Annotated in this window: 24 protein-coding genes and 1 tRNA gene; 5 read left to right on the forward strand and 20 right to left on the reverse strand. The window is 33.7% G+C overall.

Going from position 1 to position 26356, the window contains the following annotated elements; genetic code table 11:
* Positions 1-25: 25 nt before the first annotated feature.
* The 6 genes from M9897_09645 to M9897_09670 are packed head-to-tail and all read right to left on the reverse strand — an operon-like array spanning position 26 to position 5575.
* A complete protein-coding gene (locus M9897_09645; GenBank protein ID MCO5269145.1) occupies positions 26-760 on the reverse strand; it encodes a histidinol phosphatase in 735 nt (244 codons plus the stop codon).
* Positions 760-1812 carry a dTDP-glucose 4,6-dehydratase gene (gene rfbB / locus M9897_09650; protein ID MCO5269146.1) on the reverse strand — a complete coding sequence of 351 codons (1053 nt, stop codon included), beginning with the start codon at positions 1810-1812 and terminating at the stop codon, positions 760-762. The genes M9897_09645 and rfbB overlap by 1 nt, the downstream gene beginning before the upstream one ends.
* 10 nt (positions 1813-1822) lie before the next feature.
* The gene (locus M9897_09655; GenBank protein MCO5269147.1) at positions 1823-2848 is read right to left on the reverse strand and encodes a Gfo/Idh/MocA family oxidoreductase; all 1026 of its coding nucleotides are present in this window, start codon (positions 2846-2848) and stop codon (positions 1823-1825) included.
* Positions 2838-3422, reverse strand: coding sequence for an N-acetyltransferase (locus tag M9897_09660; GenBank protein ID MCO5269148.1), 585 nt, complete (start codon positions 3420-3422; stop codon positions 2838-2840). The genes M9897_09655 and M9897_09660 overlap by 11 nt, the downstream gene beginning before the upstream one ends.
* Complete coding sequence (locus M9897_09665) at positions 3422-4408, reverse strand: SDR family oxidoreductase (protein MCO5269149.1); 987 nt, start codon at positions 4406-4408, stop codon at positions 3422-3424. The genes M9897_09660 and M9897_09665 overlap by 1 nt, the downstream gene beginning before the upstream one ends.
* Positions 4409-4441: 33 nt before the next feature.
* Positions 4442-5575 carry a DegT/DnrJ/EryC1/StrS family aminotransferase gene (locus M9897_09670; GenBank protein MCO5269150.1) on the reverse strand — a complete coding sequence of 378 codons (1134 nt, stop codon included), beginning with the start codon at positions 5573-5575 and terminating at the stop codon, positions 4442-4444.
* Positions 5576-5700: 125 nt separating this feature from the next.
* Between M9897_09670 and M9897_09675 the strand changes: the two genes are divergently transcribed.
* Positions 5701-6678, forward strand: coding sequence for an NAD-dependent epimerase/dehydratase family protein (locus tag M9897_09675; protein ID MCO5269151.1), 978 nt, complete (start codon positions 5701-5703; stop codon positions 6676-6678).
* Between the two features lie 2 nt (positions 6679-6680).
* Here M9897_09675 and M9897_09680 read toward each other — a convergent pair whose 3' ends face one another.
* The 5 genes from M9897_09680 to carB form a co-directional block, all read right to left on the reverse strand.
* Positions 6681-7841, reverse strand: coding sequence for a M28 family peptidase (locus tag M9897_09680; GenBank protein ID MCO5269152.1), 1161 nt, complete (start codon positions 7839-7841; stop codon positions 6681-6683).
* A 22-nt stretch (positions 7842-7863) separates the two neighbouring features.
* A complete protein-coding gene (locus M9897_09685) occupies positions 7864-8640 on the reverse strand; it encodes an SDR family NAD(P)-dependent oxidoreductase (GenBank protein ID MCO5269153.1) in 777 nt (258 codons plus the stop codon).
* A gap of 144 nt (positions 8641-8784) precedes the next feature.
* A tRNA-Asp gene (locus M9897_09690) sits at positions 8785-8858 on the reverse strand.
* A 198-nt stretch (positions 8859-9056) separates the two neighbouring features.
* A complete protein-coding gene (locus M9897_09695) occupies positions 9057-9302 on the reverse strand; it encodes a hypothetical protein (protein ID MCO5269154.1) in 246 nt (81 codons plus the stop codon).
* A 1-nt stretch (position 9303) separates the two neighbouring features.
* Complete coding sequence (gene carB / locus M9897_09700; GenBank protein ID MCO5269155.1) at positions 9304-12120, reverse strand: carbamoyl-phosphate synthase large subunit; 2817 nt, start codon at positions 12118-12120, stop codon at positions 9304-9306.
* A gap of 181 nt (positions 12121-12301) precedes the next feature.
* On the opposite strand from carB, the gene M9897_09705 reads away from it, so the two are divergent.
* Positions 12302-13132, forward strand: a complete 831-nt coding sequence (locus M9897_09705) for an alpha/beta hydrolase (protein MCO5269156.1) — start codon at positions 12302-12304, stop codon at positions 13130-13132.
* 16 nt (positions 13133-13148) lie between these two features.
* Here M9897_09705 and M9897_09710 read toward each other — a convergent pair whose 3' ends face one another.
* Positions 13149-13643 carry a DinB family protein gene (locus M9897_09710; GenBank protein MCO5269157.1) on the reverse strand — a complete coding sequence of 165 codons (495 nt, stop codon included), beginning with the start codon at positions 13641-13643 and terminating at the stop codon, positions 13149-13151.
* Between the two features lie 46 nt (positions 13644-13689).
* Entirely contained in the window at positions 13690-14877 is a 1188-nt protein-coding gene (gene tilS / locus M9897_09715) for a tRNA lysidine(34) synthetase TilS (GenBank protein MCO5269158.1), read from the reverse strand.
* Positions 14878-14985: 108 nt separating this feature from the next.
* Between tilS and M9897_09720 the strand changes: the two genes are divergently transcribed.
* Together M9897_09720 and M9897_09725 are read left to right on the forward strand one after the other, a co-directional pair.
* Positions 14986-16158 carry a proline dehydrogenase family protein gene (locus M9897_09720; protein MCO5269159.1) on the forward strand — a complete coding sequence of 391 codons (1173 nt, stop codon included), beginning with the start codon at positions 14986-14988 and terminating at the stop codon, positions 16156-16158.
* 86 nt (positions 16159-16244) lie between these two features.
* On the forward strand, positions 16245-16991 hold the full coding sequence (locus tag M9897_09725) for an alpha/beta hydrolase (GenBank protein ID MCO5269160.1): 747 nt from the start codon (positions 16245-16247) through the stop codon (positions 16989-16991).
* 58 nt (positions 16992-17049) lie between these two features.
* On the opposite strand, the gene M9897_09730 is transcribed toward M9897_09725, so the two are convergent.
* The 7 genes from M9897_09730 to M9897_09760 form a co-directional block, all read right to left on the reverse strand.
* Positions 17050-19155, reverse strand: a complete 2106-nt coding sequence (locus M9897_09730) for a zinc-dependent metalloprotease (GenBank protein ID MCO5269161.1) — start codon at positions 19153-19155, stop codon at positions 17050-17052.
* Between the two features lie 136 nt (positions 19156-19291).
* A complete protein-coding gene (locus M9897_09735) occupies positions 19292-20617 on the reverse strand; it encodes a DUF58 domain-containing protein (protein MCO5269162.1) in 1326 nt (441 codons plus the stop codon).
* 26 nt (positions 20618-20643) lie between these two features.
* Positions 20644-21663, reverse strand: a complete 1020-nt coding sequence (locus tag M9897_09740) for a MoxR family ATPase (GenBank protein ID MCO5269163.1) — start codon at positions 21661-21663, stop codon at positions 20644-20646.
* Between the two features lie 16 nt (positions 21664-21679).
* Positions 21680-22816: a hypothetical protein gene (locus M9897_09745; GenBank protein MCO5269164.1), complete on the reverse strand. Its 1137-nt coding sequence runs from the start codon at positions 22814-22816 to the stop codon at positions 21680-21682.
* Between the two features lie 26 nt (positions 22817-22842).
* Entirely contained in the window at positions 22843-23649 is an 807-nt protein-coding gene (locus M9897_09750) for a DUF4129 domain-containing protein (protein ID MCO5269165.1), read from the reverse strand.
* Entirely contained in the window at positions 23646-24569 is a 924-nt protein-coding gene (locus M9897_09755; protein MCO5269166.1) for a hypothetical protein, read from the reverse strand. The genes M9897_09750 and M9897_09755 overlap by 4 nt, the downstream gene beginning before the upstream one ends.
* A gap of 26 nt (positions 24570-24595) precedes the next feature.
* Entirely contained in the window at positions 24596-25570 is a 975-nt protein-coding gene (locus M9897_09760; GenBank protein ID MCO5269167.1) for a stage II sporulation protein M, read from the reverse strand.
* A gap of 23 nt (positions 25571-25593) precedes the next feature.
* On the opposite strand from M9897_09760, the gene M9897_09765 reads away from it, so the two are divergent.
* Positions 25594-26346 (forward strand): RDD family protein, encoded by a 753-nt coding sequence (locus tag M9897_09765; protein MCO5269168.1) that lies wholly within the window; start codon positions 25594-25596, stop codon positions 26344-26346.
* Positions 26347-26356 lie beyond the last annotated feature (10 nt).

Below are 26356 nucleotides of genomic sequence, written 5' to 3' on the forward strand. Positions count from 1 at the left end.
ATATTATAAAGTAATTTAATATTTATTACAACAATTGATTATTCTTTAAATTCAATTCAGATAATTTTGAAAAATTCTTTTTTTTCAGATTTCTTTTTATAATCTCAAGATGTTCTATACGATGACAGTCAGTTCCAACAAAATCAACCAGATTTTTTTCTATCATCAACTCAGCCTGATGTCTAACTGATTCTCCATAATGCCCTGTTAATGATAATAGATTCAACTGAATAGCCACCCCTCTCCGTCTAAAATCTTCTGCCATCGCCAAAGTTTTCGAATGATAATATAAATATCTTTCAAAATGAGCCATAATAGGTTTATATCCTTTTCCTAATAACAGAAATATCAACTGATCTACATTATAAGGTTCTACTAAGAAGGGTAATTCAAACAATACATACTTATCACCAAAAGTTAGTATCTCATCATTATCAATTAAGTCTAAAAAATGAGCGTCAAAAAAGTATTCGGCTGCTGCTTCTACCTGAATAGGTAATTGTTCTTGTTCCACACGTTCTCTCACTTTTTGGAGACCTTCCAAAATAATTTCAGATGTGTTCTTATAATAATCCCAATAAATATGAGGAGTTGTAATTACTTTCTGATAGCCTAACTCTGAAAATTTTCGGAGTAACTCCATTGTATTATCCATATCCTTAGCTCCATCGTCTATCCCAGGAATGAGATGACTATGCATATCCACTGCTACTGAGGCTAGGTTAAATGAATCAATATGTTTTCTAAAGAGGCTAAACATTATACGTTGTACTGTTTGCTATAATATTCTTGATAGGATCCCGATACGATATTTTCTATCCATTCCGTATGATTAAGATACCACTCTACCGTTTTTTCTAAGCCAATCTCAAAAGTTATAGATGGTTTCCAACCTAATTCACGTTCTAATTTAGAAGCATCAATCGCATATCTTCTATCATGTCCAGCCCTATCTTTAATAAAGATAATTTGTTGAGCAGTTGTCCCTGGAGTTCTTCCTAATTTCTTATCAATAATTTGAGTTAATTGATGTACTAAATCAATATTTTTCCACTCATTTAAACCTCCAATATTATATGTTTCTCCAACTTTACCTTTATGGAAAATAACATCAATAGCACTAGCATGATCTTCAACCCACAACCAATCCCTGATATTCAATCCATCTCCATAGATAGGTAAATCCTTCCCTTTTACGGCATTATTTATCATCAATGGAATTAATTTCTCAGGGAATTGATGGCTTCCATAATTATTTGAGCAATTAGAAATTCGGATATTCAATCCATACGTATGATGATAGGCTCTCACAAAATGATCTGAGCTTGCTTTTGATGACGAATAGGGACTACGTGGATCATACGCCGTTGTTTCTGTAAAAAGGCCTCTTTCACCTAGACTTCCATATACCTCATCGGTAGAAATATGATAAAATATATGATTATCTAAATCTTTCCAAAATTCACGACAGACGTTCATCAAGTTTACAGTTCCCACAACATTTGTAACTACAAAATCCATTGGACCAGAGATAGAACGATCAACATGCGACTCTGCCGCTAAATGAATCACATCTGTAATATGGTATTTATTAAAAGTAGTTTTTAGGTCCTCAGCATTACAAATATCCCCCTTTACAAATGAATAATTACCACTTGATTCAATATCACGTAAATTTTCAAGATTTCCTGCGTAGGTGAGTTTATCAAAATTAACAATATGATAATCCGGATAATTCTTAACAAACCTGCGTACCACATGTGACCCTATGAATCCTGCCCCACCTGTAAGTAAGATATTTCGTTTTGCCATAAAATTCAGTTTAATATCCTTGTTTATCGCGTACTGCGTATATTCTTTCAATAATTTCAACCACTTTCATCCCTTCCAAAGCATTTGTAGTTGCTGTATTCTGACCGCGTAAAGTCTCAATTACATTTTGAATTACATATTGATGATTAGCCGCCGAACCTTTAAATCCTCCATAATCATTTCCTGGATTAGTAGGTGCTAATTCAGGCATTTTATAATTCTCAATATTACAAAATTCAACTTCATTCATATACTGACCACCAATTTTTACAGAACCCTTTTCTCCAATAATGGTAATTGAAGATTCGAAGTTTTGGGTAGCAACTGCCGTAGAATAGTTGATACTTCCCATACCGCCTTGAACAAAATCAAAACTAACAAAACCTGAGTCTTCAAATTCGATGGAGTCTTGATGAATGAAATTAGCAAATTTTCCTTGGATATTTTTAATATCTCCGAATAGCCAATACATAATATCAATGAAATGTGAAAATTGAGTAAACAAAGTTCCACCATCCATAGCCTGAGTTCCTTTCCACCCTCCTTTAGTATAATATCTATTATCTCTATTCCAATAACAGTTTAGTTGAACTAGAAATATCTCTCCCAATAACTTTTGGGTAATTACCGATTTAATCCATACGGAAGGAGGAGAATAGCGATTTTGCATCACACAAAACACATGTTTAGACATCTGAAGTGATTTAAAAATCACTTTCTCACAACTGTCTTTAGATAAGCCCATTGGCTTTTCACACAATACATGTTTATTTTGTTCTAAAAACTGAATACTTTGAACAGCATGCAATCCATTGGGTGTACAAATATTCGCAATATCAAAATCAATATTAGAATCAATAAAATTTTCTACGGAATTAAAATAAGGAACCTTAAATTCATCAATTTCTAGATTTTCTTTTGGAAGAATATCAACCATAGCTACTAATTCAGCATCTGGATGTTGTTGTATCATCATTGCATGACGTTTACCAATACGCCCTGATCCAATCACTACAAATCTGATTTTATCTCCCATTATTTTCTATTTTAATTACAATCCTATCCTTTAATTTGTATTTCTCTTGACTTTCTGGACATATAGCTTCTCCGTTTTCGTCAAAATAAAGTTTATGACCATATTCACTAACCCATCCTATTTGTTTAGCAGGATTTCCTACCAACAAGGCATAAGCTGGAACATCTTTTGTAACTACAGCACCCGCTCCTATTAACGCATATTCACCTATTGTATTGCCACAAACTATCGTTGCATTCGCACCAATAGAAGCTCCTTTCTTAACTAATGTCTTTTTATATTCATCTCTTCGAATAATAGCACTTCTAGGATTAATCACATTGGTAAAAACCATAGATGGTCCCAAAAACACATCATCCTCACAAATCACTCCCGTGTATATGGAAACATTATTTTGAACTTTAACATTACTTCCTAACACTACATCTGGGGAAACCACCACATTCTGTCCAATATTACATTTATCGCCAATAATACAATTAGGCATAATATGTGAGAAATGCCAGATTTTTGTTCCCTCTCCAATCTGACATCCTTCGTCGATGATTGCTGTTTCATGAGAAAAGTAACTCATTATTTTACGTATTTATCGAAATTATTATGTTCTTTCTTGAAGAGTTCTTCAGAAGAAAGCGTTTTAAAATATTCGTAAGTTATCTTTAACCCTTCTGCACGAGAAACTTTTGGTTCCCATCCCAAAATTTCTTTTGCTTTAGTTATATCAGGCTGTCTTTGTTTCGGGTCATCTACAGGTAAATCTTTATAAATAATCTTCTGATTCGTTCCAGTCAACTGAATAATTTCCTCAGCAAACTCGCGAATCGTAATTTCATCAGGGTTACCTATATTAACAGGTTCTGTATAGTCAGAAAATAACAGTCTAAAAATTCCTTCTATTAAATCATCTACATAACAAAAGGAGCGAGTTTGACTTCCATCTCCAAAAATTGTCAAATCTTCACCTCTCAATGCTTGTCCTATAAAGGCAGGGAGTACTCTACCATCATTTAAACGCATGCGAGGTCCATAGGTATTAAAAATACGAACAATACGCGTTTCCAATCCATGATAGGTATGATATGCCATGGTCATAGCTTCCTGAAAACGCTTTGCTTCATCATACACACCTCTTGGTCCGACTGGATTTACATTTCCCCAATAATTTTCTTTTTGTGGATGTACAGTTGGGTCTCCATAGATTTCGGAAGTAGAGGCAATAAGTACACGTGAGTTTTTAGCCCTGGCTAATCCCAAGCAATTATGAATTCCTAAAGAGCCTACTTTCAAGGTTTGTATTGGAATCTTTAAATAATCAATTGGGCTTGCAGGAGAAGCAAAATGGAGAATATAATCCAATTTCCCAGGAACATGAATGAAATTTGAAACGTCCTGATGATAAAAGGTGAAATCTTCCAATGGAAAGAGATGTTCTATATTTTCCAAACGTCCTGTGATTAAATTATCCATCCCTATTACCTGAAACCCTTCTTTGATAAAGCGATCACAGAGATGAGAACCTAGAAAACCAGCAGCACCTGTTATTAGAACTCTCTTTTTCATATAGATTAGATTAGTGATTTTAGTAGAAAAAGACTATTTCTCTACAAATTCTTTAATTGATTTACAGATAAATTTCAATTGCTCTTCATCTAATTCTGTGTGCATAGGTAAAGAAACTACTCGAGAAGTTAACCAATCTGTATTTACCATGCTTCCATATGAAGAACCAATGAAGGCAAACATTTTTTGTTGATGTGCAGGAACAGGATAGTAAATCATTGCTGGAATTCCCTTTTTACCAAGGAAATCAACCAACTCATCACGATTGATTTCATCAGCTAGTTGTAAGGTATATTGATGAAATACATGTTTGGAAAATTCAGATCTATAAGGAACAGTTATTCCTTTAATTTGACTTAAATGTGTATCGTAATAATCTGCAGCTTTCCTACGTGCATCAATATAGTTATCTAATTCTTTTAATTTAATCCGTAAGATAGCAGCTTGAATCGTATCCAAACGAGAGTTACATCCTACTAAATCATGGTAGTAGCGTTTGCTTTGACCATGATTAGCAATCATTTGAATCTTATCTGCCAATTTATCATCGTTGGTAAATATAGCTCCTCCATCTCCATATCCTCCTAGATTTTTAGAAGGGAAGAAACTTGTACAACCGATGTTACCAATTGTTCCTGCCTTTACAGTTTTTCCATTAGAGAATGTATAATCAGAACCAATCGCTTGGGCATTATCTTCGATCACTTTTAAATCATATTTTTTAGCCACTTTTAAGATAGCTTCCATATCACAGGCTTGTCCATACAGATGAACTGGAACAATCACCTTGGTTTTAGCAGTAATTGCGGCTTCAATTGCTTTTATAGAAATATTGAAAGAATCCCGTTCACAATCTACAAATACTGGTTTCAACCCTAATAAACCAATTACTTCAGCTGTAGCGATAAAAGTAAAGGAAGGGAGTATGACTTCATCTTCTGATTTTAATCCTAAAGACATCAATGCAATTTGCAAAGCATCCGTACCATTAGCACATGGGATTACATGTTTTACATCCAAATAAGTAGCTAGTTCATTTTTAAAGGCCGTTACATCTGGCCCATTTATAAACTGAGCATTATCCAAAATATTATTAACTGCACTTTGTACTTGTGGTTTAATCTTTTCGTATTGACCAACTAGGTCAACCATCTTGATATCTTTCATAAAAATTTCTTGTAAAGTGTACAAAATTAAAAAAAGAAAGCAAGAAAATCAGGAAAATAATAATTAAAAAATAGTGTAGCGTTTAAAATTGATAAATACGTATCTTTGTTTAATAGATAGTAAGTATGAAAATAGCAATTACAGGAGCATCAGGGCATATTGGTTCAGTACTTTGTAGAGAATTAATACAAGAGGGGTATGAAGTTGTTGCTTTAGTAAGAAATTCTAATCTTAGTTTGGAAGGTTTACCCATTCAATTTTGTAACGGAAACGTACTAGACAAAAACTCTCTCAAATGTTTAATGGAGGGATGTGATGCTATATTTCATGTGGCTGGTGTAATTGGGTTGGGATATCGTTTCCATCAAAGAGTTTATGACATCAATGTAACTGGAACACAGAATGTTTTACAAGTTGCCAAAGAATTGGGTATTCAGAAAGTTGTGCATTTTAGCTCCATTCATGTATTCAAACAGTTTCCATACAATATTCCTTTAGATGAAACCCGAAAATATATTGAAGAAAAAGCCATCTTTTATGATAAAACCAAACGGGACGGACATGAATTAGCTATTCAGGCATCAAAAGATGGACAAGATGTGGTGATAGTATGCCCTACAGGCGTAATCGGTCCCTTTGATTTCCAACCTTCAAAACTAGGAAAAGCAACAATTGATATCTATAGAGGTAAGTTCCCTGCCATGATTAAAGGTGGTTTTGATTTCGTCGATGTTCGTGATGTTGCAAGAGGCGCCATACAAGCCATGAAATATGGAAAATCAGGCGAAGCTTATATTTTAGGTGGACGTTTTTATCCATTAAAAGAGTTTGCAGAACTAGTATATAAAGTCAAAGGAAAAACGAAACGATTTATTGAACTGCCAGTAGCATTTGCTATTATAGGTTTACCTTTTATACAATTATATGCGTTATTAACACGTACAAAACCAATTTACGATAAAGTTTATTTGGATATATTAGTTGATGGAAACCAACATATATCCACGGAGAAAGCAGAAAAAGAACTAGGCTATACAAAAACAAGTATGGAGCAAACCTTAACAGATACTTTCGAGTGGTTTAAAAGTAGAGGGATGATCTGATGCTATAAATTCACTTCCCCTCTATCCCAGCGAATAATAAAATCTTTAATACCCTCAAAGGCATTTTCTATAGATTTAGGTTCTATATTCTCTACACTATCATTTCTTGTGTGATAATAAGGATCTTTTGGTGTAATTCCGAGCATAGACACTGTTGGAATGCCTTTTCTAGCAAAGGGTGTAGAATCCATCCCTCCAATTGGTACAGTTGTATATTTACAAGGGATTTGGAGGTTTTCAAAACTCCGCTTGGTTTCCCTAACTAGCACAGGGTGATGCGCTGTACCCGCTGCTTCTTTTTTTACAACAGCCAACTCATCAACTAGGCGAATACTATCAAAATTAACCATAATTGCATTTTCTGCTACCAATTTATCGTAGTATTCATTTACATAAGCCTTTGCACCACACAATCCCCTTTCTTCACTTCCGAAGCTGATAAAGCGGATGCGTGTATTTTCTAATGTAGATTTTCCTTTGTTGCTATTATCGGCAAAATATTGAAAAAGATGATAGGCAATAGTTATTCCTGATAGATTATCGTGTGCACCAGGTACACCGTTTTTGCCTTGCATTGACCAATATACAATCGTCAAGGGGCTCAAACACAAAAACACAAACCAAATATTCAGCATCATTTCGAAGGGGAGCCAAAGAGCACATAAATTAAAAACAAATTGCAATAGCATCAATACACCTGCATAAATTGTCAACTGTTTTCCAAAATATCCCAACCTGTACCACCAAGTATATTCTCTTGTGCTATCCATGTGCCCACTGACAATAAGGGTGCTTTTCGCATCTCCCTTAGGTTCTATGGATGCCTCAACATTCCAAGAAGTTTGTTTTTTACCGGGAAATGAAGAAAGAATTACCCGATACATTAGAAAATCTACTAAAAGAAAGACAACATTTACTAGCGAAACAATTAGCGCACCCCATATTGTCCACCAAAACAAAATAAGAGAAACGAAGAATAGAGCAACAAAATATTTCAGTTTTCCAAAACGAGCATCCAAATAACTTTCAAAAGGCATAAAATGAGTATCATCTGTAAATTCCTTACACTTGCTCTGTATGAATATTTGTGCATTCTTTTCAGCTTCCGATCCTGCTATACGAGGACCAAAACGGGTAATTATTTCTTGTATTAAGTTTATCATTATAATTGTAAAAATTAAATAATTACATATTTATTTCCTTTTTAACACCCTTTGTTATCAAGTGCGTCCACATGCGAGTTGGTAGCATATACATTAGTGTCCAACTAATTCTATTAACTACAATCACTCTCTTTCCATGCAATGTTTGATGAATGCACTTCTTGGCAACCTTCTCAATATTTAATTGAGTTAATTTCCCTAGTACGCCTTGTTCTTTCATTCTCTTTGTAACATCTGGGTTTGTAGCCATAGCTCCAGGATGCACTACACTCACAGAAACAGATGTAGTCTTAAGCTCTTGTCTTAATCCAAGTGAAAAATGATGAATAAATGCCTTAGAAGCGGGATACACTGTTTTATAACCGATGGGAGTCAAAGCAGCCAAACTTGAGATATTCAAAATATAACTTTTTGATTGTTTCATTAAATTAGGGAGCAATTGATGGATCAAAGTTGTAGTCCCCAACACATTTAATTCAATAATTTTATGGATATATCCCAAATCTATTTTGGTAATATCTTTTGTCCCTCCAATTCCGGCGTTATTAATGAGAAAGAAAACTTGATATTTTTCATTAATATCCTGAGCTGTTGCGCACACAATTTCTTTATTTGATAAATCAATTTCATAATTTATGATATCTACTCCATAGGCAGCAAGCAATTCTGAAGAAAATTCACTTAATCCTTCATTAGGTAAACTAATCAAGATAAGATTATGCTTTAATTTAGCCATTTCTGTAGCGAAAACTCTTCCTAAACCTCGACTTGCTCCAGTAATGATGGCGAATTGTTTCATTGTAGTAAATATTTTAACTCGTCGTTAAAAGTAATTAAATATATAGCAACTTCAATAATCTCAAAGATTATTCAAGATAAAAGTTATTATATAGATTGCTAGGGTTTAAAAAAAGCAAAAGCCCAATCTTTCGATTGAGCTTTGCGGTCTGGACGGGACTCGAACCCGCGACCCCATGCGTGACAGGCATGTATTCTAACCAACTGAACTACCAAACCAAAATTTATAATCTTTATAAAGATGCTGACAACAGTCAGCTACAATTTTCATTGTTAAATTTTGTATTATTCAAAATGCTAATGGACATACCGCTGTATCTTCCTTTTTCATTAGCGAGTGCAAATATAATCTACTTTTTTAAATTGACAATACTTTCTGAAAAAAAAGATTGTTTTTATCGAAATCTTTATCTAAACTCATTTAATCTCTTCAAAATCTGCATCTTCAGCTTCAATGTTTCTTTTTGGAATTACCCTTGTTTGACCAAGTTGAGCTTCACTGCGCTTCTTTTCTTTCAAGAAAGCTTCTTTTTCACGTTGGAATTTATTATCTGCCTCCTGTTGTCTTCTTGCCATCATTAATCGACCAATAAAGCGCATTATAACAATCACTCCAATGATTATTAAAATAGTTCTGAAAAGCCCTGTAATACTAAGAATCATACTATTTAGACAAATACAGATTTCGTTCAGCAAATATCTTCAAAAAGAATGGATCTTTCAAGTCTTTAATAAACTGAATCGCTTCTCCAGTAGATTTCATTTCAGGACCTAATTCCTTAGTAACTTCAGGGAATTTACCATAAGAGAACACAGGAATCTTAACTGCATACCCTTCTCGCTTTGGATTGAATTGAAAATCTGTAACCTTATTCACTCCCAACATCACTTTAGTCGCATATTTCACATAAGGCTCTTTATATGCTTTTGAAATAAAAGGCACAGTTCGAGATGCTCTTGGATTTGCTTCAATTACATATACCTTTTCATCTTTAATAACAAATTGAATATTAATTAAACCTACTGTTTTTAATTCTACAGCAATCTTCTTGGTGATATCTTCAATTTGTTGCATCACAAAATCTCCTAAATTATATGGAGGCAGCACTGCGTAAGAGTCACCCGAATGAATACCTGCTGGTTCAATATGTTGCATCACACCAATGATGTACACATTTTCACCATCGCAAATAGCATCAGCCTCTGCTTCAATAGCTCCACCTAAAAATCTATCTAATAAAATTTGGTTTTCAGGCATTTCATTAAGAATATCAACAACGTGGTGCTCCAAATCTTCTTTATTGATAACAATTTTCATTTTCTGGCCACCTAATACATAGGATGGTCTTACCAAAATTGGAAAACCTAAAGTATCAGCTAATTCCAAGGCTTGTTCTGCGTTCTCAACTACTCCAAATTCAGGGAAAGGAATATTGTGGTCTCTTAATAAATTGGAGAAACGTCCTCTATCTTCCGCTAAGTCAACTGCATCATAACTTGTTCCAATAATTTTGATTCCATAACGCTCTAACTTTTCAGCTAATTTTAGGGCAGTTTGACCGCCCAACTGAACAATTACACCTTCTGGCTTTTCATGATCAATGATATCGTAAATATGTTCCCAGAAAACAGGTTCAAAATATAATTTATCTGCTGTATCGAAATCTGTAGAAACAGTTTCAGGGTTACAGTTAATTATTATGGTTTCATATCCTGCTTCTTTTGCAGCAATTACTCCATGAACACAAGAATAGTCGAATTCAATACCTTGTCCAATTCTATTTGGACCAGAACCAAGCACTATCACTTTTTTCTTATCAGAAACCTCACTTTCATTTTCAGTTTCAAAAGTAGAGTAGAAATAAGGAGTATGAGCAGGGAATTCAGCCGCACATGTGTCAACTTGTTTAAAGGTACGTTTCACACCCATTTCTATACGTTTCGCACGTACTTCAGATTCCAAACATTTTAAGAGATGACCTAACTGACGATCCGCATAACCCTTTTGCTTAGCCTCGTACATCAATTGCTTTGGAATAGTATTCAAACTAAAAGCTTCAATCCTTTTTTCAAATTTAATCAACTCTTCAATCTGACGCAAAAACCAAATATCAATCTTAGTTTTTTCTTGGATAGTTTTAAATGGAATTCCCAATTTAATCGCATCATAAATATGGAATAATCTATCCCAACTTGGATGTTCTAAACTATCAAGAATTTTTGATTGATCTGTCCATTCTTTCCCGTCAGCCCCTAGTCCATTTCTTCCAATCTCGAGCGACTGACACGCCTTTTGAAGTGCTTCTTGAAAAGAGCGTCCAATTGACATCACTTCTCCCACCGCTTTCATTTGCAAACCAAGTTTACGATCAGCTCCTGGAAATTTATTAAAATTCCAACGTGGTATTTTAACAATCACATAATCTACTGTTGGTTCAAAAAAGGCAGTGGTAGTCTTTGTGATTTGATTGTCTAACTCATCTAAGGTATAACCAATTGCTAGCTTAGAGGCAATTTTTGCAATGGGATAACCCGTAGCTTTAGAAGCTAAAGCAGATGAACGTGAAACCCGTGGATTAATTTCTACTGCTATAATTTCTTCATTTTCATCCGGAGAAACTGCAAATTGCACATTACATCCTCCTGCAAAATGTCCAACAGCACGTACCATTTTGATAGACATGTCTCTCATTTTCTGGTAACATTTATCAGATATTGTCATTGCAGGAGCTATCGTAATAGAGTCTCCTGTATGAACACCCATAGGGTCAAAATTTTCAATACAGCATACAATAATGAAGTTATCATTACTATCACGAATTATTTCAATCTCGATTTCTTTCCAGCCCATTAATGCCTTATCAATCATTACTTCATGAATGGGCGATTCATGTAAACCATGTTCGAGTAACTTGTCAAATTCGTCTTCTTTATATACGATTCCAGCGCCTGCACCACCTAAGGTAAAAGAAGAACGGATACAAAGAGGCAAGCCAAATTCTTGCGCAATTTCTTTCCCTTCGAGAAAAGAACGTGCTGTTTTTTGGGGTGCCATAGGGATCCCAATTTCATTCATTAATTCTCTAAAATCTTCACGATTTTCCGTCACCTCAATAGCGTGGATATCCACTCCTATCATCTCCACACCAAATTCTTCCCAAATACCTAAATTATCACATTCCATAGATAAATTCAATCCTGTTTGCCCCCCCATAGTAGGCAACACGGCATCAATCTTATGTAATGTTAAAATTTCTCGGATACTTTCAGGGGTAAGAGGTTTGAGATAAATATTATCAGCTACCACTTCATCTGTCATAATAGTCGCAGGATTTGAGTTAATCAAGGTAACTTCAATCCCTTCTTCTCTCAGAGAACGAGCTGCTTGAGATCCGGAATAATCAAATTCACATGCTTGACCGATGACGATGGGGCCACTCCCAATGATAAGAACCGATTTAATCTTTTCGTTTTTAGGCATTTACTTATTTTTTATGCTTTTTATAAAAAAGCGTGATACAATCGGAGCACAAATTTAATTCATTTTTAGTACTTTTATAGGCGTGCATAATAAATTTATGAACGACAGTAATAAATAATGTTAAATTCAAATTTTATATACACATAAAAGGAGAGAATTTATATCTCCAAAAAATGAAAAAATGGAAGAAAAATTAAAGGAGGTACAGCTCGAAGACTTTAAATTATTTTATGAAGTATATGGCAACGGAAACAATGCTATACTTTGCTTCCATGGTAATGGAAGGTCAGCCGAAGACTTTCGCTTTTTAGCAACCGAAGAGCGAAAAATCATCTCGATTCACCTCTTTCTACACCACTATTCTACCTTCTCACCTGAGCGTATAGAAACGGGTGAAATCACCCCACTACATGTTGAAAAGTTGTTAGAAAAAATTTTAGAAAATGAAAATGTGGACACCTTTCATTGGGTTGCTTATTCGCAAGGTGGAAGATTTACATTATGTGCCTTTCCTTATTTTGCGCATCGGGTAAAGAGTATGTATCTTATAGCTCCAGACGGCATGAATAACTATAGTTTTTACAGCTGGACACAACGTCAATGGTGGGCACGTATGTTATTCAAACGTTGGGTACAAAAGCCAAATGAACTCATGAGTATTTCCAAATTTTTAATGAAATTTCGACTTATTCATCCGAAAGTGATTGATTTCTTAGAATTTTATGCTGATAATCCAGAAAGATTAAAAATAGGATATCAATCATGGAGTAGTTTTAGGAATTTAAAACCTTCCAATACCGAAATCCGGCACGCACTTCAATATAACCATATTAAATTTGAAATTATTATTGGGCAATATGATCAAATTATTTCTAAAAAAAGTGCCCGTAAGTTCCTCAAAAAAGTAAAGAATCAAGATGCCTTAAAACTTCTTCCATTTGGCCATAACATCTTTAAACCCGAAATTCAAGAGGAACTCTTTAGATTATTAGAGTTTGACATGAAAAAATAAAGGAGACTCAGATTGATTACTTCTCGTCGGCGCTTCTACCATACATTCCAGGTACAGGCACATTTAACAATCGTAAATACACACCTAATTGACCTCTATGATGATACAAATGATTTAACCCAACATGTCTTATCACAAAATCTTTCGTATTTTCAATGATAATGATATCTCCTCTTTTCATTACCCACTTTTTCTCTAAATCCGTTTCTGACAAATTAGAAAGAGCAACTACTGATTTTTCGGTGCCTTCCTTTGAAAAAGCTACCAAATCCTCCACTGTATTGATGTTTGGGATTTTACGTGTATCATTTGCAAAATCAAGAAATTCTGAAGTTGCAATAATTTGTGGATAATGAGAAATCTGTGCAATATGCTGTGCTAATTGTAATAAATTCATAGATTTTTCATGAGGTCTCCAATTGAATTGATCACTTGGTACTGCTTTAAGTAACTTCTGCGTACTTAATCCTTCACGCTGAATTTCAGCTATTAATTTTTCTTTATAATTCATACCCCTTCATTTAATTATATAACAACCTAGAAGTAAGAATGTTCCATTATTTATCGACTAAATTTATTTGCCAAATTGTTTGAGAGTTTTTGTCAATCTTAAATAACTCTCCAGCTCCAAAACCAAAAATGCCAATAATACGAGAAGTATTATCTTCTAACACCCAATAATTCTCTTTTTGATGAGAAGGGATTTTCTTGTCTCTCAGGAATTTTGCAACTGTTTTTACTCCTTTCATTCCATACGGCTGAAATAAATCACCTTCTTTCCACTTTCGAGCATCCAGCGGCATCGCTACTTTGTCTGCATCTATATAAATACAGTTGAGCAAGGTGAAATCAGGGATTTTCACTTCTTCTATTTTGATTTGTTTTTGTGAATCTTCTATTTTATTGCTTACAAAAATTAATACATTCCCTTCATTCCAAATGGAAGTCTCTTGATTACCGATATATTTCCCTTTTTCAGAATGGAGTAGTTTATCCACTTCTTCAGTAGGAAATTCAGAAACTTTGTAGTGAGTAAGAAGATGTTGTTTAAACCAAATAGGAAGATTTTGCCATTCATTCAGTTTCCAAGAATTTGGTTTGGGCAAAGTATTTAAATAAGAAAGCAAATGCTGAAAATCATGCATCAAAGGAATAACATCAACAATAGGGAAACCTTGCTTTTCGATTAGATGAAGTAGCTTATTTCTATAGAGATTACGTACATATTCATTGGATTCATTGCTTTTATCTTCTCTCCAAGCCCAATGATAACGAGATGCTAGAGATTTCAATTCTTCTTTAGAATACTTTAATAATGGACGAATAAATCCATCCCGATAAACAGGCATACCGGCCAACCCTCGCACTTTCCCTCCTCTACGTAATTGAGTGAAGAAGGTCTCAATTTGGTCATTTTTATGATGTGCAAGAATAATGTAGGTCTTTTCTATTTCAATAATTTCCTCAAACCAATTATACCGCAATTCTCTGGCGGCTAATTCAAGATTCATTTGATGGCTTTTCATATATTGAAAGGTGTCGAATTCTTTTATTCTAATGGGGACATTCAATTCTATGGCAAGTTGTTCTACAAACTTCTGATCCAGATTTGAGTCTTCTCCTCTTAAATGAAAATTACAATGTAGAATTCCAAAAGATTGCTGTGATTCTTTAAGTAAATGAGCCAAAACAACAGAATCTAAACCGCCGCTACAAGCCAACCAATATGTGGGAGATGTATCCATTTGATATAACGAAGGTAGTGATTTTATGAAAAATGACTTAATTCATTTTATTCGATGTAAGAATTTTCTAAATTCGCCCCGACAAATTGAACTATTAAAAACAGATATATGGTTTCATTCGATAATACAGAAGTAGCTTTTAAATATAAGACAAACAAAGAATTAAATAGAGCACACAAACTTTTCAAAATTGTAGGCAAACCATGGATGGTTTCTTTTGGTAAAAAGATAGTTCCTATCTCTTTCAAATTAGGCCTGCCTATTTCAGGGATGATAAAAGCAACCATTTTCAAGCAATTTTGCGGAGGAGAAACTATTGACGAATGTGACCAAACCATAGAAAAACTATATAACTATGGGGTGGGTACTATTTTAGATTATTCCGTAGAAGGACAAGAAAAAGAAGAAGATTTTGACCGTACCAAGGATGAAATTAAGCGCACTATTCTCAAAGCAAAAGATCACAGAGATTCTATTCCATTTGGCGTATTTAAACCAACAGGTTTGGCAAGAAAAGGATTGTTAGAAAGAGCAAATCATGAAGATACTGTTCTAACCCCTGAAGAAAAGGCGGAGCTAGATCGTATCATCCATCGAATTGATGAAATATGTGCTTTAGCTGTAGAATGTCAGGTCCCCATTTTTGTAGATGCTGAAGAAACATGGATTCAGGACGTGATGGATAGAATCGTAGAGTCTATGATGGAAAAATACAACAAAGAAACTTGTTGGATATATAATACTATCCAATTGTATCGTCACGACCGAATTGAATTTACTCGTAAAAGTATTGAAAGAGCAAGAGCCAAAGGATATAAGTTTGGTTTAAAACTGGTTCGGGGAGCCTATATGGAAAAAGAAAGAGAACGTGCCCTCGAAATGGGATATCCCTCTCCTATTCAGCCTGATAAAGCATCTAGCGACCATGATTTTGATTTGGCTACTCAAATCATGGTAGAAAATATAGATGTATGTGCGGTTTGTTGTGGAACTCACAATGAAAAAAGCGCGATGTTATTAGTAGATCTTATTGAAAAACACAAACTAGACAAGAATGATAAGCGTATTTTCTTTGCGCAACTTTTGGGTATGTCTGACCATATTTCTTTTAATCTTGCAGATGCAGGTTATAACGTAACTAAATACGTTCCTTATGGCCCTGTAAAGAAAGTCACACCATATTTATTGAGAAGAGCAGAAGAAAATACTTCTGTAGCTGGACAAACAGGTAGAGAGCTTAGTTTGATCGAGAAAGAGTGGAAGAGAAGGAAGGGAAAGTAAACCTTCGACAAGCACAAGGCCGAATACCGATAGCTATTGGTAGGAAAGTGTAATATTGGAAAAACTCAAAAGGAATTATCATATACATGATTAATCATTCGCTATATATAGAATTTCATAATTTATATAAAAATCGTCCTACGCTGGTATTTCTTCATGATAGCTTAGGATGCGCCCAACTCTGGCGAGATTTTCCGAAAAAATTAGCACAAGCGACACAATGTAATTTCTTACTCTATGACCGACTTGGTTATGGAAAATCAGAATCTATAGCTACTCACGAACGACCTGTGAATTATATGGAATTAGAAGCGGATATCTTATATAATTTATTAAATCAATTTGGATTAGAAAATGTGATTTTATTTGGACATAGTGATGGTGGTTCAATTTCTTTAATTGCAGCAAGCAAATATCCTGATAAAATTAAAGCAGTTATCGTAGAAGCTGCTCATATTTTTGTAGAAGATATTACTTTACAAGGGATTTACGACGCAATAAAATCCTATAATACTACCAACTTGAAAGAACGTTTAACAAAATACCACGGAGATAAAGTAGAAACTTTGTTTAGAGCATGGACAGAAACATGGACACGAAGTGATTACCGAGATTGGAATATCGAATATTTATTGTCTAAAATTAGTTGTCCACTCTTATTCATTCAAGGGGAAAAAGATGAGTATGGTTCATTAAAGCAGGTAGAAAGAACCATTGCACAAGTTAGTGGACAAGCAGAACAATTCATTATTCCTGATGTAGGGCACACACCACACAAAGAAGCTCCAGAAATGGTGCTACAAAAAGTAATTGATTTTATCGATATACAATAGAGTCAAGTGAATTCCATTCAATAATAACCAATAAATTATTGAAATATTAATTAGTAGATTATTCTACAGCAACCTTCTTCGTTAAGGCATATCCCTCTCCTACCATTTGTACATAGTAAATCCCTTTTGACAAATAAGACAAATCTATTTCAATCTCTTTAAGGTGGTTCACTTCTATAGTCTTTATCAATCTTCCAGAATTCTCATAAATAGAAACTATATTCATCGCATTTGAACCTGTTAAAGTAATCTTACCTGATGTGGGGTTGGGATAAATCGTAAAATCTTGATCGAGTTCTTCATAGATATTAGTAGTTCCAGTAGTTTCTTGAATATTAATATTATCTATATATACAATAGTCCCCCAACCAGATATACCTTTAAAAGCAATTTGTACAACACCTCCCACATAAGGAGTTAGATCAATAACTTCATTTCTCCAATTGATTGGATCAAGATAAGGTTCAATAGATGCAGGTTCAGTGCCCAAAATGGCTCCCTTTTTATCATAGATGACATAGGGCATACCGCAACTTGGACTAATCAACACTTGTAATTCATCATCAAATATAGTGCTGCCATACGGTCTATATGCCACATCAAAAGAGAGTGATGCGGAAGACATATTCTCTAATGAGAAATAAGGGAGGTGAAGAATATCTATATCTCCTGAAGTATTTACAGCGCCATTAGCAGGGTCAAAATCAAGCATTGTCGAATTACCAACGGTTGGCGCTACTCCTTTCGTTGCTTTTTTCCATGTAGAAGGGTTTCCTCCATTTTCTATAGACCAGTCTGCAGGTGGAAAAGTCACTCCTGTAAAACCTTCTACAATAGGTAAGGAAACAAAAGTACTAGGAGATGCAGAAACCGTAATTAACCCTGTTTTATAAACAGTATTTGTCCCTGATAATGTAGTAATAATCACTTCCACGTCATATTCTCCAGATGATGCGTAACTTACACTTGGATTTGCACTTGTAGAAGTTGCTGGAGATCCTCCTGGAAAAGACCACGCATAAGAAAGAATTGTTTCATTACTTCCTGTCACTGCAAAAGTAGTTGAACCTCCTTCACAGATGATATACTGATTCGCTTGAATTTTAAGTAAACAGCCTAAGTTACTAAGGAATACCCCGGTTTGTTCTAGATTAGAAGTTGTCCACAAATTAGATCTTCCTTCAAGATTTCCCTCTAATGTTGCTCTCATTCTATCAACTTGTCCTTGGGTAAACATAACTCTACAGTATGAATAATTCATGTAATTCTGTACATTATCTAAAGTTCCATCGCATGAATGTAAATTCAAATCACAACCAGAGGATCCTTCTGTTTCAGGAGTATCTGCCACCTCATCATCTCCACATACGCCAAATTCATCTCCCCAGATATGATTTAAATTAAGCCAATGCCCTACTTCATGAGTTAGTGTTCTACTGGTTATAGGCATTGAAGTACCGATAGAACCTACATAGCTGTTCAAAATATAAATACTATTGAAATATAAGTTAGACGGATCATCGTTTACATCTTCTGTATAAGGTAAATACGTATAACCTGCCGCTCCCGAAATTATCTTTTTGGCAACTATAATATTCAAATATTTATCGTAAGGCCAATAACCTTGATACACATCATTCCCATTCAGAACTGCTTGTAACTGATCCCATCCTCCATAATCATCGTCATTGTATGTTTCTAGTGATTCCGTTCTAGTAATACCATTGAAACAGGTACCATCTGGAGCAACTGTTGCCAACTCAAAGTGAATTTCTGCATCTCCTGCAATATTCTGAAACTCAGGAATAATACTTACAACATCAGGATTTAATTTTCTAAAATCTCGATTTAGAATATCCATTGCATCTAAAATCTGCACCTCAGATATATTTTCTGGACCATTATCATGAAGAATATGAAATACTACAGGGATGGTATATATTGTTCCACGAGTATCAGCCTTATCTAGTAACTGATTTGACTGATTCTTCCTCTCTATATATTTCTGATAGCGTTCAGGTGATTTTTCTTTTAATACTTTAATCACCGTTTCTTGTCCACAAAAAGGGCTTGACGCCATACGTGAACGTAAATCCTGCTCTTTCACTTGACTCAAAAGAGAAAAAGAAAATAAACTTACTAATAATACTGTTATACTTTTCATACTGTTTTAGTTACGTAATATTTTTTTAATTATGGAATACCCTCACCATCTTTCTAAATATGGTGAATTCTTGCGGAAATATGAGTTAACTCGATACTCACTTCATTTTGTTTGTTTACTTACATGGTTAAATCAATCAAATTAAACCTCTCGCTTTAATCTCCAGATATTTATTTATCACTGAGATATTTAGATTTTCTGGTAAAGTATAAATAGAATGGATACCATATTTTGATAATTCTTGTCTAATTAATTTCTTTTCGTATTCAAATTTTTCAGCTATAATCTCATCGTAAATATCCTCAATGTTAGAAGCATTCTTATAATCTAATAATTTTTTGATTTCAGCATTCTCAAAGAAAATTACTACAACTAAATGCTGCTTGGCAAGTCCGCGCAAATACTTTAACTGCCTTTTTAAGGCGTCTTGCGTTTCAAAATTAGTAAACAAAAGTAATAGACTTCGCTGCTTTATATGATTTCGTAAATCTACATAGAGTCGATTGAAATCGGATTCGAAGAAGTTTGTTTGTACATTATACAGCGCATCAGCAATACGTTTCATTTGGCTAGATTTTGCCTCTGCAGCCACGATGTTTTCTACTTTTTTAGAAAAAGTCATAACCCCTGCCCTATCTTGTTTCTTTAGAACGATATAAGACAAAGCCATGGAAGCATTAATGGCATAATCTAATAGAGATAAGCCATTGAAAGGCATTTTCATGACTCTACCTTTGTCTATTATCATATAGATACGCTGTGCCCGCTCTTCTTGATATTGATTAACCATCAGTTGATTGCTTTTCCCTGTGGCTTTCCAATTGATAGTTCGAATATCATCTCCCCTCACATACTCTTTGATCTGTTCAAATTCCATTGTGTGACCAATCTTTCTAATTTTCTTGATACCACCGAATAACACTTCATTTTGAAGTGCTAACAGTTCGTACTTTTGGAGATGAATAAAAGAAGGGTAACTTGGAAGCATCACATCTTCTTGAAATTTATAACGTTTAGCTATCAAATTCAATGGAGAACTTACGAATACGTTCAATGCGCCAAATATATATTCTCCACGTTCTTTGGGAGTTAAGGCAAATTGAAAATGAACTTCATCCATAGGAGCGATATGCTTATGAATTTCAAAATGACGCAATTGAAATTGTTTAGGAACCTCATCAATCACTTTTACAGAAATCCGGAAGGGGTATCTGTTTTTTAGATGAAATTTAATTTGATTATCGTCACCGTTTGACAATTTTTCAGGAACGATACGTCTCGCTTTTAATCCTAAAGTTCGTCTATAAAGCAAAAAGATATCAACTCCTATTATTCCTAAAAAAAGAACTAAAAAACCATTACTAATATTCAAAAGAGCAGGATAGAAAAAGCTAAAAACATAGAGTATAATCAATACTCCCAAGAGAATAAAAAATGTGTTATTTAGATAAAGCTTTTTCATGAAATCATGAGATCTTTTGGTTACAATTAACGTGGTATTTCAATTCCGTCAATAATTTGTTTCACAACTTCTTCAATTTCCATCCCTTCCATTTCGCGTTCAGGCGCAATGATAACACGGTGACGTAGCACAGCATTTGCGGCGTCCTTAATATCTTCAGGAGTCACAAAATCCCTTCCACGTATGGCGGCAAATCCTTTAGAGGAAGTCAATAAAGCAAGAGATGCACGAGGGGAAGCTCCGAGATACAAGAATGGATTTTCTCTAGTAGAAACTACGATTTTTGCTATATATTCTAAGATTTTATCTTCCACAATCACATCCTTAATAAGTAGTTGGAATTTTTTCAGATTAGAGGCAGTTACAACAGCTTGAATCTGAGATGTTTTATCTTCTACCTTTGATATATGCTGATTTTTAATAATCTGAACCTCTTGTTCCAAATTAGGATAATCTACTTTAATTTTAAATAAAAAGCGATCTAGTTGTGCTTCGGGTAAACGATACGTTCCTTCTTGCTCTATCGGATTTTGAGTAGCAACTACAATAAATGGCTCATCCATTTGATATCGTTTACCATCCATGGTAATTTGTCGTTCTTCCATTACCTCAAACAAAGCTGCTTGTGTTTTAGCTGGAGAGCGGTTAATCTCATCAATCAATATAAAATTAGAAAAGATTGGACCCTTTTTGAATTCAAATTCCGAATTCTTCATGTTAAATACAGAAGTTCCCAAAATATCTGCAGGCATAAGATCAGGCGTAAATTGTATCCTGCTAAAGCCTACATCTACTGTTTTGGAAATTAACTTTGCTGTAATCGTTTTGGCAACTCCTGGCACACCTTCAATCAGCACATGCCCGTTTGAAAGTAAAGCCACTAAAAGATGTTCAATCATAGACTCTTGTCCAACAATCACCTTTTTAACTTCATCCTTAATTTTTTGAAGATGAATACTTAACTCGGTAAAATCCAATCTATTGGTAAACTCTCCTTGAGAATTTTCCAGGTTAATGTGCCCTTGTGGTTCTTGATTTTCTTCCATCATTTTATAATTTAATTCATTTATAAATTTTATCTAGTAGTTTATTCATTGCTATCAGATCTTTTTCATATACTACAGTATGATTGTCTTGTGCGATACGAATACATTGAATTGCTTCTTCAACATCTTCAATTGTAGCATTAGTTTTTAATTGCAATTTTTCTTCAAATTCTCGGTTCAGTTTGGAAGTATCTAAAAGTAAATCCGTTCGCACTTTATGTAAGAAATAGGCTGCTTTCTTATTCATCATATCTTTCACATTTCCTTCATTAAGATAAAGATTACCAATATTTTTCACAAACTCTACTGAAGTATTTGGTAAAGGCTTCACTATTGGAATGATACGTTGCATACGTTTTCCCCTAAAAATAATAAAAGCGAGCATACCTATTAGCATACAATACCAAGCATACCTCAAAGCAGGATGTTGTAAAATGAAACGCATAGGCGATTCATCTACCATCACTTGATTATCTATAAACCATATCGTATGCTTATCATGAGGTAGATAAGAAAAAACTTGTTCTACATATTTTTCATTTCCTACTTGAAGTAGATAATAGTTTGTTAGAATCATAGGATCAGCATGTATATAAAAAGCTCCTTTTCCATAACTAACCTTTACAAAGTTTGAAAAATACGAGTCTGCTCCCTTCACTTCAACTTTCCCTAAATATTCATGATTCCTATCTTTTAACATATAGAAACCTCGATAATTAGGCAATTTATCTATATTCATTTTAGCATTTCTAGTAGTATCGGTAAACGATAAAAGCGTAGAGGAATCATTGTAAAAATTTTGAATATGTATGCGTAAAGTGTCAAAATAATCAGATAACACCCAATCTCCAATTAATAAGGCATTGCTTCCCTTATAAACTTGTTTGAGGACCTTATTGCGACTCTCTATGTCGTATTCTTTATTTATAATAAGGATATTATGTGCTGATTTCAGGGAGTCTTTTGAATAAAAATCATACGGTGACTCTTTGCTTCTTTTTAGTTTATGATTGAATAGATTATCAGCTTCTTGATTAAAAACATATAGCCCAAAAGGAGCTTTACTCTTTAGATTGTAATTCTTTCTCCAATCCAAAATAGGCTTCTTATTCAACTGCATAAGTGTGAGTAAGGCTACAATAACGACTGCCACAATCAAATATATTTTCAGCGCCTTATTCATAAATTGTGAAGTACTCTTTGATATTTGGATTTATAATTTACGTAATCCGCTTGATTTATCTCTCGTTTACCGTACCAGATATAGTCGAAGATGCGTGCTAATTCTTGAAAATCACGATGATACTTACTACCCAACAATAACTGCATGTAATCCCTATTGGTTTTTTCTGGATCCCACTCTATCAAATCCTTGTCAGTCATAGACTTCAATACATACAAAAACCAATAGCGAACAGCGGTGCGATAATCTTCTAATTGTTCGTATTTACCAATTAAGGTAGGGAAATTAATTACATGAATATTTTCTGTAATATCTTCTGTTTCCGGATCAATTCCTATTCCCTTCTTTGTAAATATCCAGTTTCCATTCTTTTGCAGCAAAAATCGAATTAAAAAATATAGAACTACACCAACCAGCAAAATAGAAAATATTCTAAAAATCCACAAAGTGAAGTTATTGATTCCATCAATATGGGAGGATTTAAATAAATTATCCAAAAATTCTCCTAATTTATCCATCCAAATCTGCCAAATAGATTTTTGCGGTTTTATCGTATTGTAATTAAATGCTTCGCTCGTATATTTATCTTGAAATTTATTTTTAAACTTTTGTGGATAAACAGTATTTACAGTCTGATAATCACTATTTAAAAGAGAATCAACATCTTCGGCATAAAGATATTGTTCTTGTATAGGTGTTTCAGTTTTTACATTAGCCTGATAATCTCTTTGAGCCAATAGATTACCTTCTCCAAAGCAAAAGACGATACCAAGAATTGCTATGTATATAATTTTCTTAATCACAAGCCCATTTGATCAATTTCAGATATAGATGCTTCACCTTGTAAATCTTCACGACTATCAAAATACATCCATCCAGCGCTAATATAGAATGCATTAAAGACTATAAATGAAAAAATAATCGAAATAAAATACATTACTAAGATTAAGATAACCATAACTGTAGAATCATCTTGAGCGCCACCTGCAACAGTGAAGATAGAAAAACCAAAAATCAAAATAGGAATTAATGTAAAGAGCATACTTATCACATAGATTATTAGATAAATTACGAGAGTAGCTCCCATATATTTCCAAAATCGTCTAGAAAATTGCATCTTAAATGCTGTTATTAATGCTTTAAAATAACTATTGCCCCCAATTAATGTATCGAATAAAGAAAAATTCACAATATTCAACATTACTGGAATTAGCATGATAAATAGAAAAAGACCTATCATTATTATTATCAAAAATGCAGATAAGAGAGTAGCTGCAAAATAGATAGGTGTTACAATAAAGATTGTTCCCAAATAAAAAAGAAGTAGGCGCTTGAAGTTTCCTTTAAAATGATCTATAATTTCAGATGTAGTTACTTTTTTATTACCTGTTTCCGAAACAATCTTAATATAAAATACTGGGAAACTAAATGTAAAGAGCATCAGCAGCAAGAGTAACAAGAATAGGACAATCGATGTAAAAATCAACATCATCTGATTATCGTTATAATATTGTTGGAAATAGTAAGTTTCTCCTGAAATATTCCCTCCAAAAAGTTGAGAAATAATTTCACCATACCCTAAAACAACTGTTATTAGCAGTAGCAAAATAATTCCACCATTGATTGTCAAATAATTGAGAATGAAATTACGTCCATATTCTTTGAAGAACGTAAATGTATCTCCAATGATTTGACCAAAATCACGTTTTTTATAAAATTCCATTTTTTTACTTCTAATTCGTAAATACTTTATACTAGTTCTAACTTCTTGGATTTCACATGTATTCTATAGGGGTAGATTACGTAATAGTAGAATATGAGTCCAAGTGTTCCAAAAATAATGATTAAATTCAAAATCAGCGGCATTTTTAAAGCATAACGCGTAATAAATCCTTCTAATAGTCCTGCCATCACAATAAAAGGAATGGTGCTTATAAAGATTTTCATTGCTTCCATAAAACCAATTTTAAAAGAATCAATTCGCGAATAAGTTTTAGGAAACAAGATAGAAGCACCCAACACAAAACCAGCCATAGCATCAATCACAATAGCAGAAATCTCAAAAGCTCCATGAATCCAAATTCCTCGTGCACTTTCACCAAGCGCTCCATATTCCACAAAGAAATATTGAAAAGTCCCCAACATAATTCCATTATATATCATAAACAAGAGTGTTCCAATTCCAGCAAAGACGCCATAAATAAACATCCGTGCCGCCACCCCAAGATTATTCATTATAATTAAAATAGCACTTCCCCAATTAGAACCACTTTCGTACACTCCAATTGCATTACCTTCTTTGATATTCTCTATTGTCATATTGATATAACTTTCACCCAAAATCAATTTGGCAAATTCTTTATCATGTATAGTTGACAAAATACCAATCCCAACAAAGAGGAAAAAAACAACAAAGGTAAATAGTAGTATCCTTCTATTGGCATACATAATAAAAGGAACCTCTTCTGTAAAAAATGACTTCAAACGATTTTTTTCAACGCGTTTGGTTTTATAAATCTTTTGATAAATCTGAATCGTTAGATAATTCAAATAAATCGTTGTCTTACTCTTGGGATAATAGCTTTGAGAGAACGACAAATCGTTCATTAACTGGACATATAAAGACGAAAGTTCATCTGGATTTTTTTTAGCCTTTCCTTGTACAACTTCTTCAATTTCAATCCATTTTTCTTTATTTTGCTTTATAAATGCAATTTCTCTCATATCTTTGCTAAAGATATATAAAAATGGAAACTATTTCTATAAATACTTCTCAAAATGTGAATATTAACTTTGCTTTAGCTAATATAGGAGAGCGCATGGTTGCATTTTTATTTGATATGATGGTAAAATTTGCCTACCTAATTGTTTTATGGTTTGTTTTTATCAAAATAGGGAATCTTGATAAATATCTTGACAATATGGATGGTTGGTCTTCGGCTGCCATCATAAATCTATTTTTTCTCCCTATTTATTTCTATACTTTATTTTTTGAAAGCCTAATGGAAGGGCAAACACCGGGGAAAAAAGTTATGAAAATTAAAGTGATCAAATCAGATGCTTATCAAGGACATTTTATGGACTATTTTGCTCGGTGGATTTTTCGTTTAGTAGATGTGTTTATCAGTCTTGGATTAGTGGGAATACTTACCATTATCATTAATACCAAAAATAAAAGATTAGGCGATATTGTAGCTGGAACAGCGGTTATTACCTTAAAAAGCAAATACAATATTAGTCACACTATTCTGGTTGATTTACAACAAGACTACGTTCCGCTCTACCCACAAGTAGTTGCCTTATCTGACAATGACCTACGTATTATCAAAGAAAATTTTCAAAAAGCAATAGCAACCAAGAATAAAGTACTTGCAGAAAAATTAGCTGATAAAATTTGTGAAATAACGGGTATCACATTTAATCAAGAGGAAGTGAAATTGAGTACTTTCATTGAAACGATTATCAAAGATTATAATTACTATACTGGGAAAGAGTTTTAATAAAAACTAC

Source organism: Brumimicrobium sp. (assembly GCA_023957385.1).
In the GTDB taxonomy this organism is placed as follows: domain Bacteria; phylum Bacteroidota; class Bacteroidia; order Flavobacteriales_D; family Crocinitomicaceae; genus Brumimicrobium.